Origin of the sequence: Stenotrophomonas sp. JC08, assembly GCF_052180205.1 — a bacterium.
Lineage (GTDB): Bacteria > Pseudomonadota > Gammaproteobacteria > Xanthomonadales > Xanthomonadaceae > Stenotrophomonas.
On the sequence record NZ_CP197473.1, the window covers coordinates 2,558,885 to 2,576,424 of the forward strand.

Annotated in this window: 10 protein-coding genes and 1 riboswitch; of the genes, 1 reads left to right on the plus strand and 9 read right to left on the minus strand. The window is 65.4% G+C overall.

What is annotated here, in order from left to right; translation table 11 throughout:
- Positions 1–44 precede the first annotated feature (44 nt).
- Together ACSBPQ_RS11795 and ACSBPQ_RS11800 are read right to left on the minus strand one after the other, a co-directional pair.
- Positions 45–659 carry a hypothetical protein gene (locus tag ACSBPQ_RS11795; RefSeq protein ID WP_442682325.1) on the minus strand — a complete coding sequence of 205 codons (615 nt, stop codon included), beginning with the start codon at positions 657–659 and terminating at the stop codon, positions 45–47.
- A gap of 141 nt (positions 660–800) precedes the next feature.
- On the minus strand, positions 801–2,678 hold the full coding sequence (locus ACSBPQ_RS11800; RefSeq protein WP_442682326.1) for an ABC-F family ATP-binding cassette domain-containing protein: 1,878 nt from the start codon (positions 2,676–2,678) through the stop codon (positions 801–803).
- 322 nt (positions 2,679–3,000) lie between these two features.
- Here ACSBPQ_RS11800 and ACSBPQ_RS11805 point away from each other — a divergent pair, with 322 nt between their 5' ends.
- Positions 3,001–5,379 carry a TonB-dependent receptor plug domain-containing protein gene (locus ACSBPQ_RS11805; protein WP_442682327.1) on the plus strand — a complete coding sequence of 793 codons (2,379 nt, stop codon included), beginning with the start codon at positions 3,001–3,003 and terminating at the stop codon, positions 5,377–5,379.
- A gap of 282 nt (positions 5,380–5,661) precedes the next feature.
- Here ACSBPQ_RS11805 and ACSBPQ_RS11810 read toward each other — a convergent pair whose 3' ends face one another.
- The 7 genes from ACSBPQ_RS11810 to ggt all read right to left on the minus strand — a co-directional run bounded on the left by ACSBPQ_RS11810 (position 5,662) and on the right by ggt (position 17,486).
- Complete coding sequence (locus ACSBPQ_RS11810) at positions 5,662–8,523, minus strand: TonB-dependent receptor (RefSeq protein ID WP_442682328.1); 2,862 nt, start codon at positions 8,521–8,523, stop codon at positions 5,662–5,664.
- Positions 8,524–8,589: 66 nt separating this feature from the next.
- Entirely contained in the window at positions 8,590–9,471 is an 882-nt protein-coding gene (locus tag ACSBPQ_RS11815) for a helix-turn-helix transcriptional regulator (RefSeq protein ID WP_442682329.1), read from the minus strand.
- 115 nt (positions 9,472–9,586) lie between these two features.
- Positions 9,587–11,881 (minus strand): winged helix-turn-helix domain-containing protein, encoded by a 2,295-nt coding sequence (locus ACSBPQ_RS11820; RefSeq protein ID WP_442682330.1) that lies wholly within the window; start codon positions 11,879–11,881, stop codon positions 9,587–9,589.
- A gap of 240 nt (positions 11,882–12,121) precedes the next feature.
- Positions 12,122–12,790: an ion channel gene (locus tag ACSBPQ_RS11825; RefSeq protein ID WP_442684577.1), complete on the minus strand. Its 669-nt coding sequence runs from the start codon at positions 12,788–12,790 to the stop codon at positions 12,122–12,124.
- 68 nt (positions 12,791–12,858) lie between these two features.
- The gene (locus ACSBPQ_RS11830; RefSeq protein WP_442682331.1) at positions 12,859–13,437 is read right to left on the minus strand and encodes a DUF4136 domain-containing protein; all 579 of its coding nucleotides are present in this window, start codon (positions 13,435–13,437) and stop codon (positions 12,859–12,861) included.
- A 130-nt stretch (positions 13,438–13,567) separates the two neighbouring features.
- Positions 13,568–15,442, minus strand: coding sequence for a phosphomethylpyrimidine synthase ThiC (gene thiC, locus ACSBPQ_RS11835; protein ID WP_442682332.1), 1,875 nt, complete (start codon positions 15,440–15,442; stop codon positions 13,568–13,570).
- A 112-nt stretch (positions 15,443–15,554) separates the two neighbouring features.
- Positions 15,555–15,656, minus strand: a riboswitch (TPP riboswitch).
- Between the two features lie 123 nt (positions 15,657–15,779).
- Entirely contained in the window at positions 15,780–17,486 is a 1,707-nt protein-coding gene (gene ggt / locus ACSBPQ_RS11840) for a gamma-glutamyltransferase (RefSeq protein ID WP_442682333.1), read from the minus strand.
- Positions 17,487–17,540: the final 54 nt, after the last annotated feature.

Below are 17,540 nucleotides of genomic sequence, written 5' to 3' on the forward strand. Positions count from 1 at the left end.
GGCGCCCATCGGCGCCCTTCTTCACTCATGGCTAAAGACGTGGTTCAGGGCTCGCTACCCCAGGGTGCGGGCGGCAACGCGACCGGCGTGGTGAGATCGAACTCCACCTGGAACAGGCGCCCGCCCGGCCGCGAAAGCTCATAGACGAAGCGCTTGCCCGCCTCCAGCTCCATCGCCCAGGTGTTGTCCAGCGAAGCGGACAGGCCCTCGCGCTGGAACAGCGCCACCGACTCGGCATCCACCGGGAAGCTCTGCCGCTGCACGCTGCCGGCATCGCGGGTGTCGCCACCGTACATCGTGGTGGCATCCGGCGTTCCATCCTCATGGCGATGGTCATGCTTGAGCCGCAATCCGGTGGCAATACGGGTCAGCACCCAGGTGCGCGAATGGTCATCGCCAACGTGAAACGGAACGCGCAGCTCCTGCGTGGGCGCGTCACAGCCGCGCACGTGCATTATCAGCGCCTTGCCCTCGAAGGCGTCCGGCGTGGCGGAGGCCGGCTGGTTGGCCACCACGCGGCCGGCAAAGGCCTGCCCGCAATGCGAGGCCAGCGCCGCCATGAACCCGTCGGCCGGCGTCTGTGCCTGCGCGGTGGTGGAAACACAGGCGACTGCGGTCAGCAGCGCCCACGGAAGAACCTTGAGTGATTTGATCTGCATCAGCCGACCCTAGCCGCTGGCTTCGAGCAGGACAAGCCGTACGCGCGCATCACCACTGCCGGTGACTGGGCCTTGCACCGCCAGCAACCGCCACCCCGGGCACGCCGCAACAACGGAAGAAAGCCTCTCCGCTGCCCGGACTCAATCGTCCAGCAACTCCATCCACGCCACCTCGGCCTGTTCCAGCTGCTGCGCCAGCACATCACGCTCGCCACCAAGCCGGGTCATCTTTGCCGCGTCGGCGTAGTTGGCCGGATCGGCCAGTTGCCCATCGATGTCAGCCAGCGCCGCGCCCAGCTGCTCCACCTTCTTCTCGGCCGCTTCCAGCTTGTGCGGATTGACCGGCTTCTTCGCTGTTGCCGGCTTGGTGGGGGCCGCCGGAGCCGCCGGCACGGGGGCTTCGATTTTCTCGACGCGGTCGGCCTTGCTGCGCGCGCCCTGCGCGCTGGCACGGGTACGCAGCCACTGCGCGTATTCGTCCAGATCACCATCGAACGGCTCGACCACGCCATCGGCCACACGCCAGAAGGTGTCACAGACCAGACCGATCAGGTGGCGATCATGGCTGACCATCACGATGGCGCCTTCGAACAGCGCCAAGGCCTCGGCCAGCGCCTCGCGCATTTCCAGATCCAGGTGGTTGGTCGGTTCGTCCAGCAGCAGAACGTTGGGCTGCTGCCAGGCGATCAGCGACAGCGCCAGGCGCGCGCGCTCGCCGCCGGAGAAGCCGTCCACCGGTTCGAACGCGCGATCGCCCGGGAAATTCCACTTGCCCAGGAAGTCGCGGAAGCTCTGGTTGACGCCATTGGGATCGAGGTCACGGAAGTGGTCCATCGGCGTGGCGCCTTCGCGCAGCGACTCCACCGTGTGCTGGGCGAAGTAGCCGATCTGCAGGTCCGGGTGCGCCATGCGCTCGCCGGCCAGCAACGGCAGCTCGCCGACAAGCGATTTGACCAGCGTGGTCTTGCCGGCGCCGTTGGGGCCGAGCAGACCCACACGCTGGCCCGCTTCCAGACCGAAACCGACGTTGTCCAGGATCACCGCATCGGCACCGTAACCGGCGGTCGCATCGTTGAGCCGGATCAGCGAGAACGGCAGCTTGGCCGGTGGCGAAAATTCGATACGGAATTCGCGCTCGGCACGCACCGCCTCGGTGCCGCTCATCTTGGCCAGTCGCTTGATCCGGCTCTGCGCCTGGGTGGCCTTGGAGGCCTGCGCCTTGAAGCGGTCGATGAAGCTCTGCAGATGGGCACGCTCGGCCTGTTCCTTGTCGTGCGCGATCTGCTGCTGGCGCAGGTGCTCGGCACGCTGGCGCTCGAAATCGGTGTAGCCGCCCGGATACAGCTTGGCGGTGCCTCCATGCAGATGCAGGGTGTGGGTGGCGACGTTGTCGAGGAACTCACGGTCATGGCTGATCAGCAGCAGCGTGCCCGGATACTTGAGCAGCCACTGCTCCAGCCAGTACACCGCGTCCAGATCCAGGTGGTTGGTCGGCTCGTCCAGCAGCAGCAGGTCGCTGGGCATCATCAGCGCGCGGGCCAGGTTCAGGCGCGCGCGCCAGCCACCGGAGAACGCGGCCACCGGCCGGCTGTGGGTATCGGCCGGGAAACCCAGGCCGTGCAGCAGCTTGCCGGCGCGCGCCTCGGCGTCATAGGCGCCCAATTCGGCCATCTTCTGGTGGGCGTCGGCCACCGCTTCCCAGTCCTCGCGCGCGGTCGCAGCGGCTTCTTCGGCCAGCACTGCGGCCACCACGTCGTCCCCGCCCAGCACGTAGTCGATGGCGCGGTCCGGCAATGCCGGGGTTTCCTGGGCCACGTCGGCGATGCGGATCTTGCCCGGCAGCGACACGTCTCCCTTGTCCGCCTCCAGCTCGCCGCGCACGGCGGCAAACAGGCTGGACTTGCCCGCGCCATTGCGGCCCACCACGCCAACGCGGTAGCCGGCATGCAGGGTGAGGTCGACATTGGACAGCAGCAGGCGTTCGCCCCGGCGCAGGGCGAAATTACGAAGGGAAATCATGAATAGGTCCGTTATAACGAAACGGAATGTGCATGTGAGCAGCATTCCTGCGACGCGATTCTAACGGCAACCAATACTGGACTCACCTTCTGCCGCTGCACAAAACGTCAAACCGTTCCGTCCAGCAACGCAGATAGCCACGTGCCACCGGCCACCGGCCACCGGTTGAATTGAAAAATGCTTTCAAAAGCAACGATTTAACGGGTCACCCTGATTTGACACGAGGTAAAAATTCCATTAATCCGTAATGGCGCACCGCATCAATTCCGACCGGCACCGACCTGTCACCGGTGTGCCATTTCATTACCGGAGCTGCAATCTGATGAACCGCACGTCCAGTACCCTTGCCCTCGCCATCGCCGCCGCCTTGGCCGCCCCGGCCGGGTCCGCCCTTGCCCAGTCCAGCGCCACCACCCTGGATACCGTGATCGTCACCGGCACCCGCGTGGCCGATCGCACCGTGGCCGAGTCGCAGTCGCCGATCGACATCATCACCCCGGAAGCACTGACCGCGACCGGCACCACCGAGCTGGCCACCGCGCTGGCGCGCGCCCTGCCCTCGCTGAACTTCCCGCGCCCGGCGCTGGTGGACGGTACCAGCGCGATCCGGCCGGCGCAGCTGCGCGGCCTGTCGCCGGACCAGGTACTGGTGCTGGTCAACGGCAAGCGCCGCCATGCCTCCTCGCTGCTCAACCTCAATGGCTCCATCGGCCGCGGCTCGGCCCCGGTGGACCTGAACACCATCCCGGTGGCGGCCATCGCCCGCGTGGAAGTGCTGCGTGACGGTGCCTCGGCCCAGTACGGTTCCGATGCCATCGCCGGCGTGGTCAACGTGGTGCTCAAGGGTGCCGAGCACGGGGGCAGCCTGGCCGCCAACGTCGGCCAGTATTCGGCCGGTGACGGCAAGCAGTACCAGCTGTCCGGCGATACCGGTGTTGCCCTGGGCGAGCGCGGCTTCCTGCACGTGGCCGGGCAACTCAGCCAGCAGGACCTGACCAACCGCGCGCGCCCGTTCGCCGGCACCCCGGGCCCGACCCAGCCGGCGCTGGGCCAGAAGGCCTTCGTGATCGGCGAGCCGGACACCGATTTCTCGGCCATTTCGCTCAACAGCGAGGTGACGCTGAGCGACAGCATCACCGCCTATGCGTTCAGCGCACTGAGCAACCGCGACATCACCTCGTTCGCGTTCTTCCGCGCACCGGGCAATCCCACCCAGAACATTCCGTCGATCTATCCGGACGGCTTCCTGCCGCAGATCAACAACGTCTCCAAGGACCGCTCGCTGGTGGCCGGCCTGCGCGGTGAAGCCGGCAACGGCTGGCGCTGGGATGCCAGCTACAACTACGGCTACAACCACCTCGAGTTCTATACCCGCAACACCCTCAATGCCAGCATCGGCGCCAGCTCGCCGACCTCGTTCTACGACGGCGCACTGGAAACCACGCAGAACATCGTCAACCTCGATGCCAGCAAGTCGCTGGACTGGGGCCTGGCCTACCCGGTGACGCTGTCGGTGGGCGTGGAAGCGCGCAACGAGAAGTGGAACCAGTCGCCCGGCGTGGAAGGCTCCTACAGCCAGCCCGACCTCGGCAAGCCCGGCGGCGCGCAGGGCTTCGGCGGTTTCGCTCCCAGTGTCTCGGGCCACTACTCGCGTGACAGCTATGCCGCCCACCTCGGCCTGGAAGCCGACCTGACCGAGCGCCTGTCCGCCGGTGCGGCTGCACGTTACGAGGATTACGACGACTTCGGCAGCCAGCTGTCGGGCAAGCTGTCCGGCCGCTTCGCCTTCACCGACGCGGTGGCACTGCGTGGCACGGTGTCCAGTGGTTTCCGCGCGCCGTCGCTGGCCCAGCAGAATTTCCAGACCATCAGCACCACCTACCTGGCCGGCATTTCCACGCCGTTCGAGATCCGCACCTTCCCGGCCTCCAGCGCGGTGGCCAAGGCCTTCGGTGCCGAAGACCTGAAGCCGGAAGAGTCGCTGTCCTACAGCCTGGGCCTGGTGCTGCAGCCGGTGGACGCGCTGTACGTCACCGTCGATGCCTACCAGATCGACGTGGACGACCGCATCGTGCTGTCCTCCAATCTCACCGGCAACGGCGTGCGCGCCCTGCTGGAAGCCCAGGGCATCTACGGCGTCAACGGCGGCCGCTATTTCACCAACGCCATCGACACCCGTACCCGCGGCGTGGACGTGGTCGGCAGCTACCGCTTCGATCTGGACAGCGGCAGCTTCAACCTGACCACCGGCTACAACTACTCCAAGACCGAGGTGCAGCGCATCGCCCCCAACCCGGCCGCGCTGCAGAGCAACGGCCTGAACCTGGAGCGTATCGACCGCACCGAACGCGGCCGCATCGAGGAAGGCTTCCCGCGCAGCAAGTTCCTCGCCTCCGGCACCTGGAACTTCGAGCACTGGGACTTCTCGCTCGGCGCCACCCGCTATGGCAGCGTCACCACCCGCACCAGCTCGCCGGTCAACGACCAGACCTACGGTGCCAAGTGGGTGGTGGATGCCTCGGCCAGCTACAAGCCCTCGCAGAACTGGACCCTCACCGTGGGCGCGGACAACCTGCTCAACGAGTACCCGGACGAGAACAGCTTCGCCAACTCGACCAACGGCCAGTTCCCGTACAGCAACCTGTCGCCGTTCGGCTTCAACGGTGCCTACGCCTACGGCCGCATCAGCTACAAGTGGTAAGCCGGTACTGGAGCCGCTGAAGAAAACCGCCCCGGGAAACCGGGGCGGTTTTTTGTTCTCCCGGCAACCGCGTGGAAACCTTCCTGCCACGGCGCATTGCCTGCGTGCGGATGAGGCAACACCGCACCGCACCGCCCGCCCGCACGCACGGCGGCTCTGGAAGGCACAGATGAAGGGCTCCGCCGCCCGGATTACGCGCCTACAGCAGACACACCTCGGCGCATGAAAAAAGGGTGGGCCTTGCGGCCCACCCTTCGTCTTGCATCACAGCAGTTCGATGGATCAGAACTTCTGGGTGTACTTCATGTAGATGAAGCGGCCGATATCGAAACCGCCGTAGTAGGCGAAATCGCTGTTCGGTGCGGAGTACTGCAGTGAACCGCGGTGGTTGAACACGTTGTTCGCACCGATGGCAACGGTGGCATTCCACGGTGCCTTGTAGCTGACCTGCAGGTCGTGGAAGGTGTTGGAACCGGTGCTGCGCAGCGGCTCCCACTCACCGTTGGCATAACGGTCGGCCAGATCACACCAGCCATCAGCCAGGCTGATGCAGCCTTCCTTCATGCCCGAGTAGTAGCGCGCGGTGTAGTTCACACCGAAGTCGCCGTACTCCCAGTTCACGCCGAGGTTCGAACGTACGCGGAAGATGCCCGGTGCACCGACGTTGCCGATGATGATTTTTTCGCCATCATCGTTCTGACCGACTTCGTCGTACTTGGCGGTATAGGTGGTCTGCCAATCGATGCTGAACTGACCGATGGCCAGTTCCGGCAGGCGGTACTTCACGCCCAGGTCGTAGCCTTCGGTCTCCATCTGGCCCAGATTGGCCAGACCATAGAACATCTCGGTGATGTGACCATCGGCCGCACGCACGATGCCGGCGCAGCGGCTGCTGTCGCCCAGCACATAGCAGTCACGCAGGATGCGGTCGACGCTGTCGGAGATGATCATGTCCTTGATCTGGTAGTTGTACCAGTCAAGCGAGATGTCCAGCCCCTGCACCCAGCGCGGGCTCCACACCAGACCAACAGTCTTGCTCTTGGAGGTTTCCGGCTTCAGGTTCGGGTTGGAGCCGGAGATGAACTGGTCCGGGGTCTGGCACGGCCAGGTACCGCACGGAACCAGGCCCTGGCCCAGCTGCACGTAATCCGGGGCCACCCCGGCGGCGGTGCAGGCGTCATTGCCGGCAACGCTGCCTGCCACGCCGACCGAACACGGATCGGTGTACTTCTCGAAGCTGCCACCGATGCCGCCGTACATGTTGTCAACCGACGGAGCACGGAAGCCTTCAGCGTAGGTGCCGCGGACCAGCAGCTCATCCAGCGGACGCCAGGTGATGCCGAACTTGCCGTTCACGGTGTCGCCGAAGTTGCTGTAGTCCGAGTAACGGCCGGCAACGTTGACGGTCAGTTCCTTGGCGAAGGCCATGTCGGCCAGCACCGGGATGTTCAGCTCGAGGTAGACCTCGTCCAGTTCGTACTTGCCGTTGGTGGTGCTCTGCGGCAGGCCGGTGTACTCGCCCGACTGCATGAACGCGTCCGGTACGTAACGCGCCTCTTCTTCACGGTGCTCGACACCGACCGCAAAGCCCAGCTCACCCGCCGGCAGGGTCATGATCGAACCAGCCAGATCAGCGGTGAACGCGGTGGTCTTGGAGACACCGGTGGTGGTGAAGGTCGGGAACAGGAAGTTCTGCAGATCCTTGTTGTCCAGCGAACCCGGGCCTGCGACGCCAGCCGGCAGCAGCGGGTTCCATGCATAGCAGCCCGCAATCGGCTTGTCGACAGTGCCGCAACGGGCAATGCCATCGGCGTCAATGAACGACTGGCCCAGCGCCTGGCGCGCAGCGATCAGGCTCATGTCGCCGTGGTTGCTCTTGACCGATTCGTTGCGGTTGAACAGCGCGCCGACGTTCCAGTCGAACGATTTGCCGGCGAAGTCGAAGAAGCCGCTGAGCGACGGTGCGAAACGCAGGGTCTTCAGCTGGCTCTGGGTGGTACGCGGCACTTCCCACAGACGGCGACGGAACTCGATGTCCTGGCCCGGCAGCGGGTTGAACACGCTGTCACCGGACAGCGGGGTGCCAAACGACTGCGACTGGAACGGATAGCCGGCGATCTGCTGGTCCGTGTTGCGCTCGTTGTACAGGATGTCCGAGTTGAACGAGATATTGTCGGAGAAGTCGTAGGTGCCGTTGATGTACACCGACTTGCGCTCGATGCCCGTCTGCAGCGACATCTGCTCGTTGGCGTTGGCATACTCAGCCGGGGTGAGCGCGTGGTAATCGTTCGGATTGGTCGGATCACCACCCGGGTTCAGCGTCATCCAGATCGGAGTCGGCTTGCCCTTGGCCGGCTTGCAGTCGCCGAATACGCGCGGATCACACCACACGCTGTTCGGGCCGACCGGGCTCAGATCGCCCGGCTGGGTGTTCGGGCCCTTGCCACCGTCGCGCGAGAACCAGCGGTCCTTCGCCATCACCGGGTCCTGCTTGGAGTACTCGGCCGACAGGGTCAGGCTGCCACGCTCACCGGCGGCGCCCATGGTGAAGGAGTACTGCTCCAGGTCGCCATCGCCTTCGCCGTACTGGCCGATGTAGACGTTGGCTTCGGCGCCGTCGAAGTTCTTGCGGGTGATCACGTTGACCACGCCGGCAATGGCGTCGGAACCGTAGATGGCCGAGGCGCCGTCCTTCAGGACTTCAATGCGCTCGATGGCCGACATCGGGATCTGGCTCAGATCCTGGTAGCCGCCCGAGGTGGCGCCCAGGCGCTTGCCGTTCATCAGCACCAGGGTGCGGTTGGCGCCCAGGTTGCGGATGTCGATGTAGTAACCACCCACGTTCTCGCCCGAAGCCAGCGATTCCGAACGCGAGATGGCCGGCGAACCGGCCGAGGTCATGTTCTGCAGCACGTCGGCAACCGAAGTGAAGCCCTGCTTTTCCAGGTTCTCACGGCTCAGCGTCAGGATCGGCTGCTGGGTCTCCATGTTGGCGCCGCGGATGCGCGAGCCGGTGACTTCCAGACGGTCCAGGGTGGTGGCGCCGGCGGTGGTGTCCTGCGCCGAGGCAAATGCCGGGGTCAGCGCAATGGCGATGCCGGCCGGGAGCAAGCCCAACCGCACAGCGGGAGTACGAAATTTCATCAATCTCTCCGATTACGTTAGTGGTGCGTTAAACACCCCTGAACGTTACGTTTGCGCCGCATCGATTCATTTGCGCGAAGCCACCGGAAACTTTGCCGACTGTGGCGGGAGTGTTTCAGCGGCCTCGCGGTAGCGGCTGGCCGAGGTGCCATAGCGGGAACGGAAAGCCCGGGCGAAGCTGCAGCAGTTGTCAAAACCGCTGGCCGAGGCGACCTCGCCGATCATCATGTCGGTATCGCGCAGCAGCATCGCCGCACGCTCCAGCCGCAGGCGTGCAGCCAATGCCTGCGGACTCTCCTCGTACAGGCTCTGGAAGGTCTTGGACAGGTACCAGCTGGAGAAATTGGTCAGCTCGGCCAGTTCGCTGATACGCACCACCCGGTGGCTGTTGCCTTCCAGGTACATGCGCGCCCGTTGCATGCGTCCGAATACCTGGCGCTTGCGCAGGCGCGACCGTCCGGGACAACGCTGCACGCCGCCGGACAGCTCGCGCTGCAACGAGGCGATGTGCAGCAACAGCGGCCGCAGGTGATGGATGCTGGTGCCCGGCCCCTGCGCCTCACGCCACAGGCGCAGCGCCAGCCGTGCCTCGGCATGGCTCATGCGGCCGCGACCGGTATAGACACTGCAGTCGGCCAGCGTGCCCAGCAGCCGCAGCGCATCGTTGTCCAGCGCCACACCGATGCAGACGCCATCGCGGCCCGCCTGGATCAGCGGCCGTGATTCTTTCTCGAACGCGATCCACTCGCGCTGGTGCAACCGGAACTTGCCTTCCTTGGATTCCACCCAGGCACTGCCGCGCAGCTGTATCCATGCCGTGAACACCGCGCCGGAGGTCTGCAGGCTGCCCAGCCGCGCCACCCCCACGCAGTAGGGACGCCCGTCTTCTTCAAACTGCTTGTCGAACGTAACCGACTGGCCGCGATCGACCCAGGTCATCTGCCGCATGTGACACACCATCTTTTGCCATCAATGGCCGATGGTTTTGCCAACTCTGGCGCGAAGCGTCAGGACGGTGCGGCGATATTGCTCCGAAATATTGCCGAACCCGCTTCCGAAAGAATCACGAAGGCGGTTTCCTCAACCACGGCAACCACTTGGCCGCGCCCATCGGTGTCCATGCATGCCGTTGCGGGGCGGGCATCAGGCCGATATCCGAGCTGTCGGTGACTGCCAGAGCGACAAAAGCCGCCTGCCCATCCGGTGCCAGGCTCAAGCCGTTGCCCGAACTGAAACGCCCGGCATCAAGGCACCGGCTGCGCTCCGGGCTCCCCAGGACGGTGAGCTGGCTGAGGCAGTCGCGGCGCATGTGCAGGTAGGCCACGTGGCCATCGCCCGACACCGCCCAGGTACGGTAACGCCAGCGGCTTGGCGCCCGCCCGCTCAATTCGCGCACGCTGCCCGGTGTCAGCATCGCGTCCACCTGCCACAGGCCGGCATCGGCCAGCCGTGTGTAGAGAACACGCTGGCCGGCACGGTCAAGCCGGGCCTGCGAAACACCCTCCAGCGACGCCCGCCGGCGCCACTGTGCCGGGGAGCGCTCGAACAGGCTCAGCTGCATCCGCTCGTCCTCGCCACGCTCCACCACCAGCACGGTGCCGGCCTGCGAACCGTAGATCGCCTGCAACGGTTCGCGCACCGGTACCGGCAGGCGTTTCCAGTAGCCCTGCTCGGGCACCACCTCATAGATGCCGGGCTCGCCGTCGTCATCGCGACCGGTGACCAGCAGGCTGCGGCCATCGGCCGACCAGTCCATCGGCTGCCGCGCTTCCGGCCGGAATCCTTCGATCACCCGTAGCGAGTCGGGGTCCTCCAGTCGCCCCCACCACAATGCGAATACGCCCGAGCGGTCGGAGGTGAATGCCAGATGCGCGCCATCGGGCGACACCATCGGCTGTCCGTCGCGTCCGGATGAGGCGAACAGCCGCTGCGGCTTTTCACCGGAATCGCCCAGCGGATACCTGACCAGGGCGAACCGCGGCTGGTTGCGCTTGAACGCCAGCTGCGCGCCGTTGCCGGAAACCGTCGGACTTTCCGCATCACCCAGGCCAAGATCGCGCAACACGCCCGTGTCCACCTCCAGCCGATAGAGCCGCGACTCGCTGTCGACCCTGCGGCCGAACACCATCGCATCGGCGCCCAGCCAGCTCCAGCCACGCATTTCCGCCGCTTCCTCGGTCAAGCGCGTGGCATTGCCGCCATCCGCATCCATCACCCACAGGTCACCCACCTGCGGATTGCGTATGAAGCCGATCCGCTTGCCGTCGGCCGAATAGCGTGGCGCATAGTCGAAGTCATCGGGCCCCACCGCATAGGACAGCTCCGACCAGCGGCCGGAGGCCAGATCCAACATGCGGATGCCACGACTGGCGTAACGGCCGGTCATCGAGCCGAAGATCAGGCGACGCCCGTCCGGCGACCAGTCGAAGCTGAGCATCTCGGTGCCGTCACAGCCGGCCACCCGACGCGCACCGCCACCGGTGGCGGCCACCAGCAGAACGTCGCACCGCCCTTCCGGCAGGAAACGGGCGAAGGCGATTTCGCGCCCATCCGGCGACCAGGCCGGGAAGCGGTCGGACGCGTCGGCGGGAGGTTCAAGCAGCTGTGCCGCTGTGGTGGCGCCGGTGCTTTGCACCCACAGGCTCGACAGCCCCGCCTTCTCACGCGCAAAGACCACCAGCGATGCATCTGGCGACAACGCGGGAGAGGTCTCGAAGTCGGCGCTGGAGGTGATCAGCCGATACGGGCGCTCGGGACTGCCCACCACCCGGGTGCCACTGCTGCTCAGTACGTTCGTGTCAGCGGCTTCCTGGCGCATCCACAGCAGCCAGAACATGATCAGGGAACTGGCCAGCAGCACCACTCCCGCGGCGATCAGCAGGTAGCGCCGCACGCGGCGGCGTGCCGTACGCAGCGGCTTGTCCCTATCCGCAAGCGGTGCGCTGTCCGGCGCAGAGGAACCTGCTGCTACCGCACCAGCACTTTCATCAACCGCCACGTCCTGCCACGACACCGGCACCAGCAGGCGATAGCCGGTCCGGGCGATGGTCTCGATGTAGGCCGCGCCATCACTGCCGCTCTCGCTGGAGGTGAAGGCCTTGCGCAGTTGCGTGACCGCCTGGGTGAGCACGTCGTTGGTCGGCATGGTGTCCGGCCAGACTTCGGCAAACAGCTCGTCGCGGGTGACAACCTGCCCGGCGTTGCGCGCCAGCACCAGCAACACCGCCACACTCTTGGGTGTCAGCCGCCGCAAACGGCGTACGCCCGGCAGATGCACCTCACGCGAGGACACCACTACAAGACAGTCGCCGATCAGCAGCCGGTCGGCTGCCTGTTTTTCAATGTTGGAAGTTTCCATGCCACTCAGGGAAAAAATCGCTGGTGGGCACACTCCCGTGCCCGCCCCCTGGAAGCGACGCAACCAGTGAACCGCCAAATTCCGCAAACGGCGTCAACGTGAAAAGCAAAAGTATCTGACCGGGCGGATATTAGCCTATGGGCGGTTCCCTGCGTATGCGCGCGGGACGACATCAGGCTCTCTCTCGCCGATGAATTCACATAATCCGTTTCAATATTCGCGCCTCCGGGCGCGATATTTTTATCTGGCGTTCATTCTTCCGGCTTTGTGAATCGCCAGTCCCACCAGTCTGGAAACCACCAGTGCCACATACATGACGCCGGCAAACTGCTCCAGCATGACCAGCGCACGCGCCTGTGGATGTACCGGCACCACGTCACTCAGCCCCACCCCTGAGAGAAGACTGAAGCTCAGATAAAGCAGTTCGGTCCAACTACGCAATTCGCCCACGCTGGTGGCCGTGAAACTGCCCGGCAACCAGTACTGGCAGACCGAATACGCGAATGCGAATGCCCACGCCAGCAAGGTGAAGGTGGCGCCGGCGGCGAACAGCTCGTCACGGGTGACCTTGTGATCCTGCAGCATGTAGGCGATCAGGCTGCAGGTCGTATAGAAATAGAGCAGGCATTCGAACACCTGCGCCACCATCATCAGGTTGTGCCGCTCCAGCAATACGCCGGTGACCGAGAAGACCACCGCCGGCAGCGCCAGCAGCAAGGCCATCCAGATCGCCAGCGGACTGCGCCGCACCACCCACACCGCCAGCCCCAGCACCGCCATGCCGAACACGCCGAATACGACGCGGCCAGCCGGCATGTTTTCCATCGACGGGTACAGCAGCACGACCAGCAACTGCACCGCCAGCAGCCATGCCGACGGGTGCCGGCGTGCCAGCACGATCCATTTCAGCCGGGCACGCTCCGGTGCTTCCGGCGCTCCGGAGTCCGAACTTGGCGCCTGCTTCACGCGCTTGCGCCTCAGTGGGTGGCCGCCACCCGGTGGGGATAGGCGGCGAATATCGCCGCAACCGCGGTATCGATCTGCTCACCACGCCGCTGCGCGTCGGCACGGCCGACGGTGCCGACCGCGATACCTTCCCAGACCAGCTGCTTCCGCCGCGCATCCACCAGGTCCACATTGAGCGTGCCTTCGGTGTACTGGCGCACGTCGGTGCGGTCACGCCAGTACGGCACCGCAAAGTAACCGCGGGCGCGGTAGCTGTAGTAATAGTCGTAGTCCACTTCCGGCATCGTGGTGACGCGGGTCTTGTCCTGCAGGTAGGCATTGAGATTCACCCACAGGTCCGGATCAGTCTCGTCGAACACGTAACCGCGGGCTTCCATCTGCGCGCGGACCGCGGCACGGATGCGGTTGCTGGTGATGGTGGTGTAACCGTTCTGCTCCAGTGCCAGCGGCGTATAGAACGCGAAGCTGCGATAGCGCGAGAAGTCGGCGCCCGGATCGCTCTGGCTGGCAATCCTCGGCCCGCTGGCGCAAGCCGCCAACGCCAGCAGGGAGGACAGTGCGACCAGGCGGAGTACGGATCGGAATTGCATGGCGGTTCTCCCATCGAGGACGGATCAAACGCTAACACGCGCCGGCGTTGCCATGGGTCATGACACCGCCGGCGCGCCCATCCATGGATCGGCGGCCGGGGGCAGCACGCGGCATGCCCCCGGCCGGCTGTTACCCGGCGCTGTAGACCTCGGCTCCCTGCGCACGGAACTCCTTCGATTTTTCAGCCATGCCCGCTTCCACTGCGGCAGCAGCGTCCACGCCCTGCGCGGCGGCATGGTCGCGCACGTCCTGGGTGATTTTCATCGAGCAGAAATGCGGGCCGCACATCGAGCAGAAGTGGGCCAGCTTGTGCGCGTCCTTCGGCAGCGTCTCGTCATGGAACTCCCGGGCCTTCTCCGGGTCCAGACCGAGGTTGAACTGGTCCTCCCAGCGGAACTCGAAACGCGCCTTGCTCAGCGCGTTGTCGCGCACCTGGGCACCGGGATGGCCCTTGGCCAGGTCGGCCGCATGTGCGGCGATCTTGTAGGCCATGATGCCGTCGCGCACGTCCTGCCGGTTGGGCAGGCCCAGATGCTCCTTCGGCGTGACGTAGCAGAGCATCGCCGTGCCGTACCAGCCGATCATCGCCGCGCCGATGGCACTGGTGATGTGGTCATAGCCGGGTGCGATATCGGTGGTCAGCGGCCCCAGCGTGTAGAACGGCGCTTCGCCGCATTCGGCCAGCTGCTTGTCCATGTTCTGCTTGATCAGCTGCATCGGCACATGGCCGGGACCCTCGATGATGGTCTGCACATCGTGCTTCCATGCGACTTTGGTCAACTCGCCCAGCGCTTCCAGCTCACCGAACTGGGCCGCGTCGTTGGCATCGGCGATGCAGCCCGGGCGCAGGCCGTCCCCGAGGCTGAAGGACACGTCATAGGCCTTCATGATGTCGCAGATGTCTTCGAAGTGCGTGTAGAGGAAGTTCTCCCTGTGATGCGCCAGGCACCACTTGGCCATGATCGAGCCGCCACGCGAGACGATGCCGGTGACGCGTTTTGCCGTCAGCGGCACATGCCGCAGCAGCACGCCGGCGTGGATGGTGAAGTAGTCCACACCCTGCTCGGCCTGTTCGATCAGGGTGTCGCGGAAGATCTCCCAGGTCAGCTCCTCGGCGCGTCCATCCACCTTCTCCAGCGCCTGGTAGATCGGCACGGTGCCGATCGGTACCGGCGAATTGCGCACGATCCATTCGCGGGTTTCATGGATGTGCTTGCCGGTGGACAGGTCCATCACCGTGTCCGCGCCCCAGCGGATCGCCCACACCAGCTTCTCCACTTCCTCGGCGATGCCCGAGGACACCGCGCTGTTGCCGATGTTGGCGTTGATCTTGGTCAGGAAGTTGCGGCCGATGATCATCGGCTCGCTTTCCGGATGGTTGATGTTGTTCGGCAGTACCGCACGGCCGCGGGCGATTTCATCGCGCACGAATTCCGGGGTGATGATGTTCTGGATGCTGGCGCCGAAACTCTGTCCCGGGTGCTGCGCCAGCAGGCCGGCGTCACGCACCGCCTCCAGCCGCTGGTTTTCGCGGATGGCGACGAACTCCATCTCCGGAGTGATGATGCCGCGCCGCGCATAATGCATCTGCGTGACATTGGCGCCCCCATGCGCGCGACGCGGCAGCACGCGATTGGGGAATCGCACCGCATCAAGCTTTGCATCGCTTTCGCGCTCACGCCCGAACTGCGAACTCAGGCCCGGCAGCGTTCCGGTGTCGCCACGCTCGGCGATCCAGGCGGCGCGCAGCGGTGCCAGACCGGCGGCCAGATCGATGCGCGCCTGCGGATCTGTGTAGGGGCCGGAGGTGTCGTACACGGTGACCGGCGGATTCTCCTCGCCACCGAACAAGGTGGGCGTGCGCGTCTGCACGATCTCGCGCATCGGCACCTGCAGGTCGGCACGCGAGCCGGGCACGAAGATCTTGCGCGAGCCGGGAATCGGCTGGGTCACGGATCCGGAGAGTTGCTGGGCCTGCTGCTGCAGGCTGGGCTGGGCGTTCATCGGCATTCGTCCTGGTCAATCCGCACCGGGGTGCGAGGCCATGCGAGGGATTCGCATGGTGGAACGAAGCGAAGGCGCACGCCGCCCGGCATGGCCCATTACGGCACCTGCACTGGCGGCACACGAAGCTTCCCTACGCCGGTATCAGCCGGATCAGGTTCGAAGGGACTGTCTCAACCGCGGCCCGCTGGCCTTGGTACCCCCGCTTCGGCCGGGATTAGAGCACAAAGCCATCGCACGCTGCATCGCGTGCATCATCACGATGGGCCGGGGTCCGGCAACGCAAGCGGCATTCCCGGACGCGACAGAAGACGGCATGCGGCGCATGCCGCCCCGCTCAGTAGCCGGCCGCCTGGCCATCCTTGCGGCTTTCCGAGGCGCCGTAGTACACGCCGCTTTCCGCGTCACGCATGATCGCCTGGTAGCCGCCGTACGGGCCGTCGGCGAACACCACGCGGTGGCCCTTGCGCATCAGCGCGCGGATGGTTTCGTAGGGGAAGCCGGTTTCCAGATTGACCTCGCCACCATCGCGCATCGCCACGCCCTGCCCGGTGGGCTCGGTCGAGCCTTCGTGCTGGATGCGCGGCGCGTCACCGGCTTCCTGCAGGTTCCTGCCGAAATCGACCAGGTTCATCACGATCTGCGCATGGCCCTGCGGCTGCATCGCCCCGCCCATCACGCCGAAGCTCGCGAACGGCTTGCCATCCTTGGTGATGAAGGCCGGGATGATGGTCTGGAACGGCCGCTTGCCCGGCGCGTAGCCGTTCGGGTGATCCTTCTGCAGCACGAACATCTCGCCGCGGTCCTGCAGGATGAAGCCCAGCCCCGGTGGCGCCATGCCGCTGCCCATGCCGCGGTAGTTGGACTGGATCAGCGACACCATCATGCCGTCGGCATCGGCCACGGTCATGTAGATGGTATCGCCCTCCTCCAGTTGTTTCGGCGTGCCCGGCTGCACTTCCTTCAAGGTCTTGTCCATCGAGATCAGCGCGCGCCGCTGCGCCGCGTAGTCCTTGGACACCAGCCGCTGCACCGGTGCCGGTGAGAACGCCGGATCGGCATAGAAGCGGGCGCGGTCGGCGAAGGCCAGCTTCTTGGCCTCGACGAACAGATGCACATGCTCGGCCGAACCGAACGGGATCTTCGAAAAGTCGTAGCCTTCCAGGATGTTGAGGATCTGCAACGCGGCGATGCCCTGGCTGTTGGGCGGCAGCTCCCACACATCAAAGCCGCGGTAGTTGCTGCTGACCGGCTCGACCCACTCGCCCTGATGGCTGGCCATGTCCTCGTAGCTGAGGAAACCGTCGTTGGCCTTGAAAAAATCGCCGATGGTGCGGGCGATCTCGCCCTTGTAGAACGCATCACGGCCGCCGTCGGCAATCTTCTGCAGGGTGTCGGCCAGATTCGGATTGCGCCACATCTCGCCCTTGCGTGGGGCACGCCCCTCGATGGTGAACTGCTCGGTGAAGCCGGGATACTGCGACAACTTCGGCACCGAGCGGTCCCAGTAGTAGGCGATCACCTCGGCCACCGGGTGGCCGTCGCGTGCATAGCCGATGGCCGGGGCCAGATTGTCGGCCATCGGTTTGCGGCCGAAGCGCTGGTGCAGTGCGAACCAGCCATCCACCGCACCGGGTACCGATACCGGCAGCGGTCCGGTGGCCGGGATCTCCTTCAGTCCGCGGCGCTGGAACTCGGCCAGCGTCAGCGAGCGCGGCGAGCGCCCGGAGCCGTTGTAGCCGTACAGCTTCTGCGTCTTCGGATCCCAGACGATAGCAAACAGGTCGCCGCCGATACCGTTGCCGGTCGGCTCCATCAGCCCGAGGGCGGCGTTGGCGGCAATGGCCGCGTCCACCGCCGAACCGCCGGACTTCATCACCTCCAGCGCGATCTGCGTGGCCAACGGCTGCGAGGTGGCGGCCATCGCATGTGGCGCGATCACCTCCGAGCGCGTGGCAAAGCCCGGGCCGGTGATGCGGTCGGCGGCCAGTGCCGGGAAGGTGGCAAGGCCGCAAAGGCAGAACAGCGACAACAGACGTGACATGGCGCACCCCATGGAAAAGACCGGCATCACGATAGCCCGATTCGGCGCTCCTGC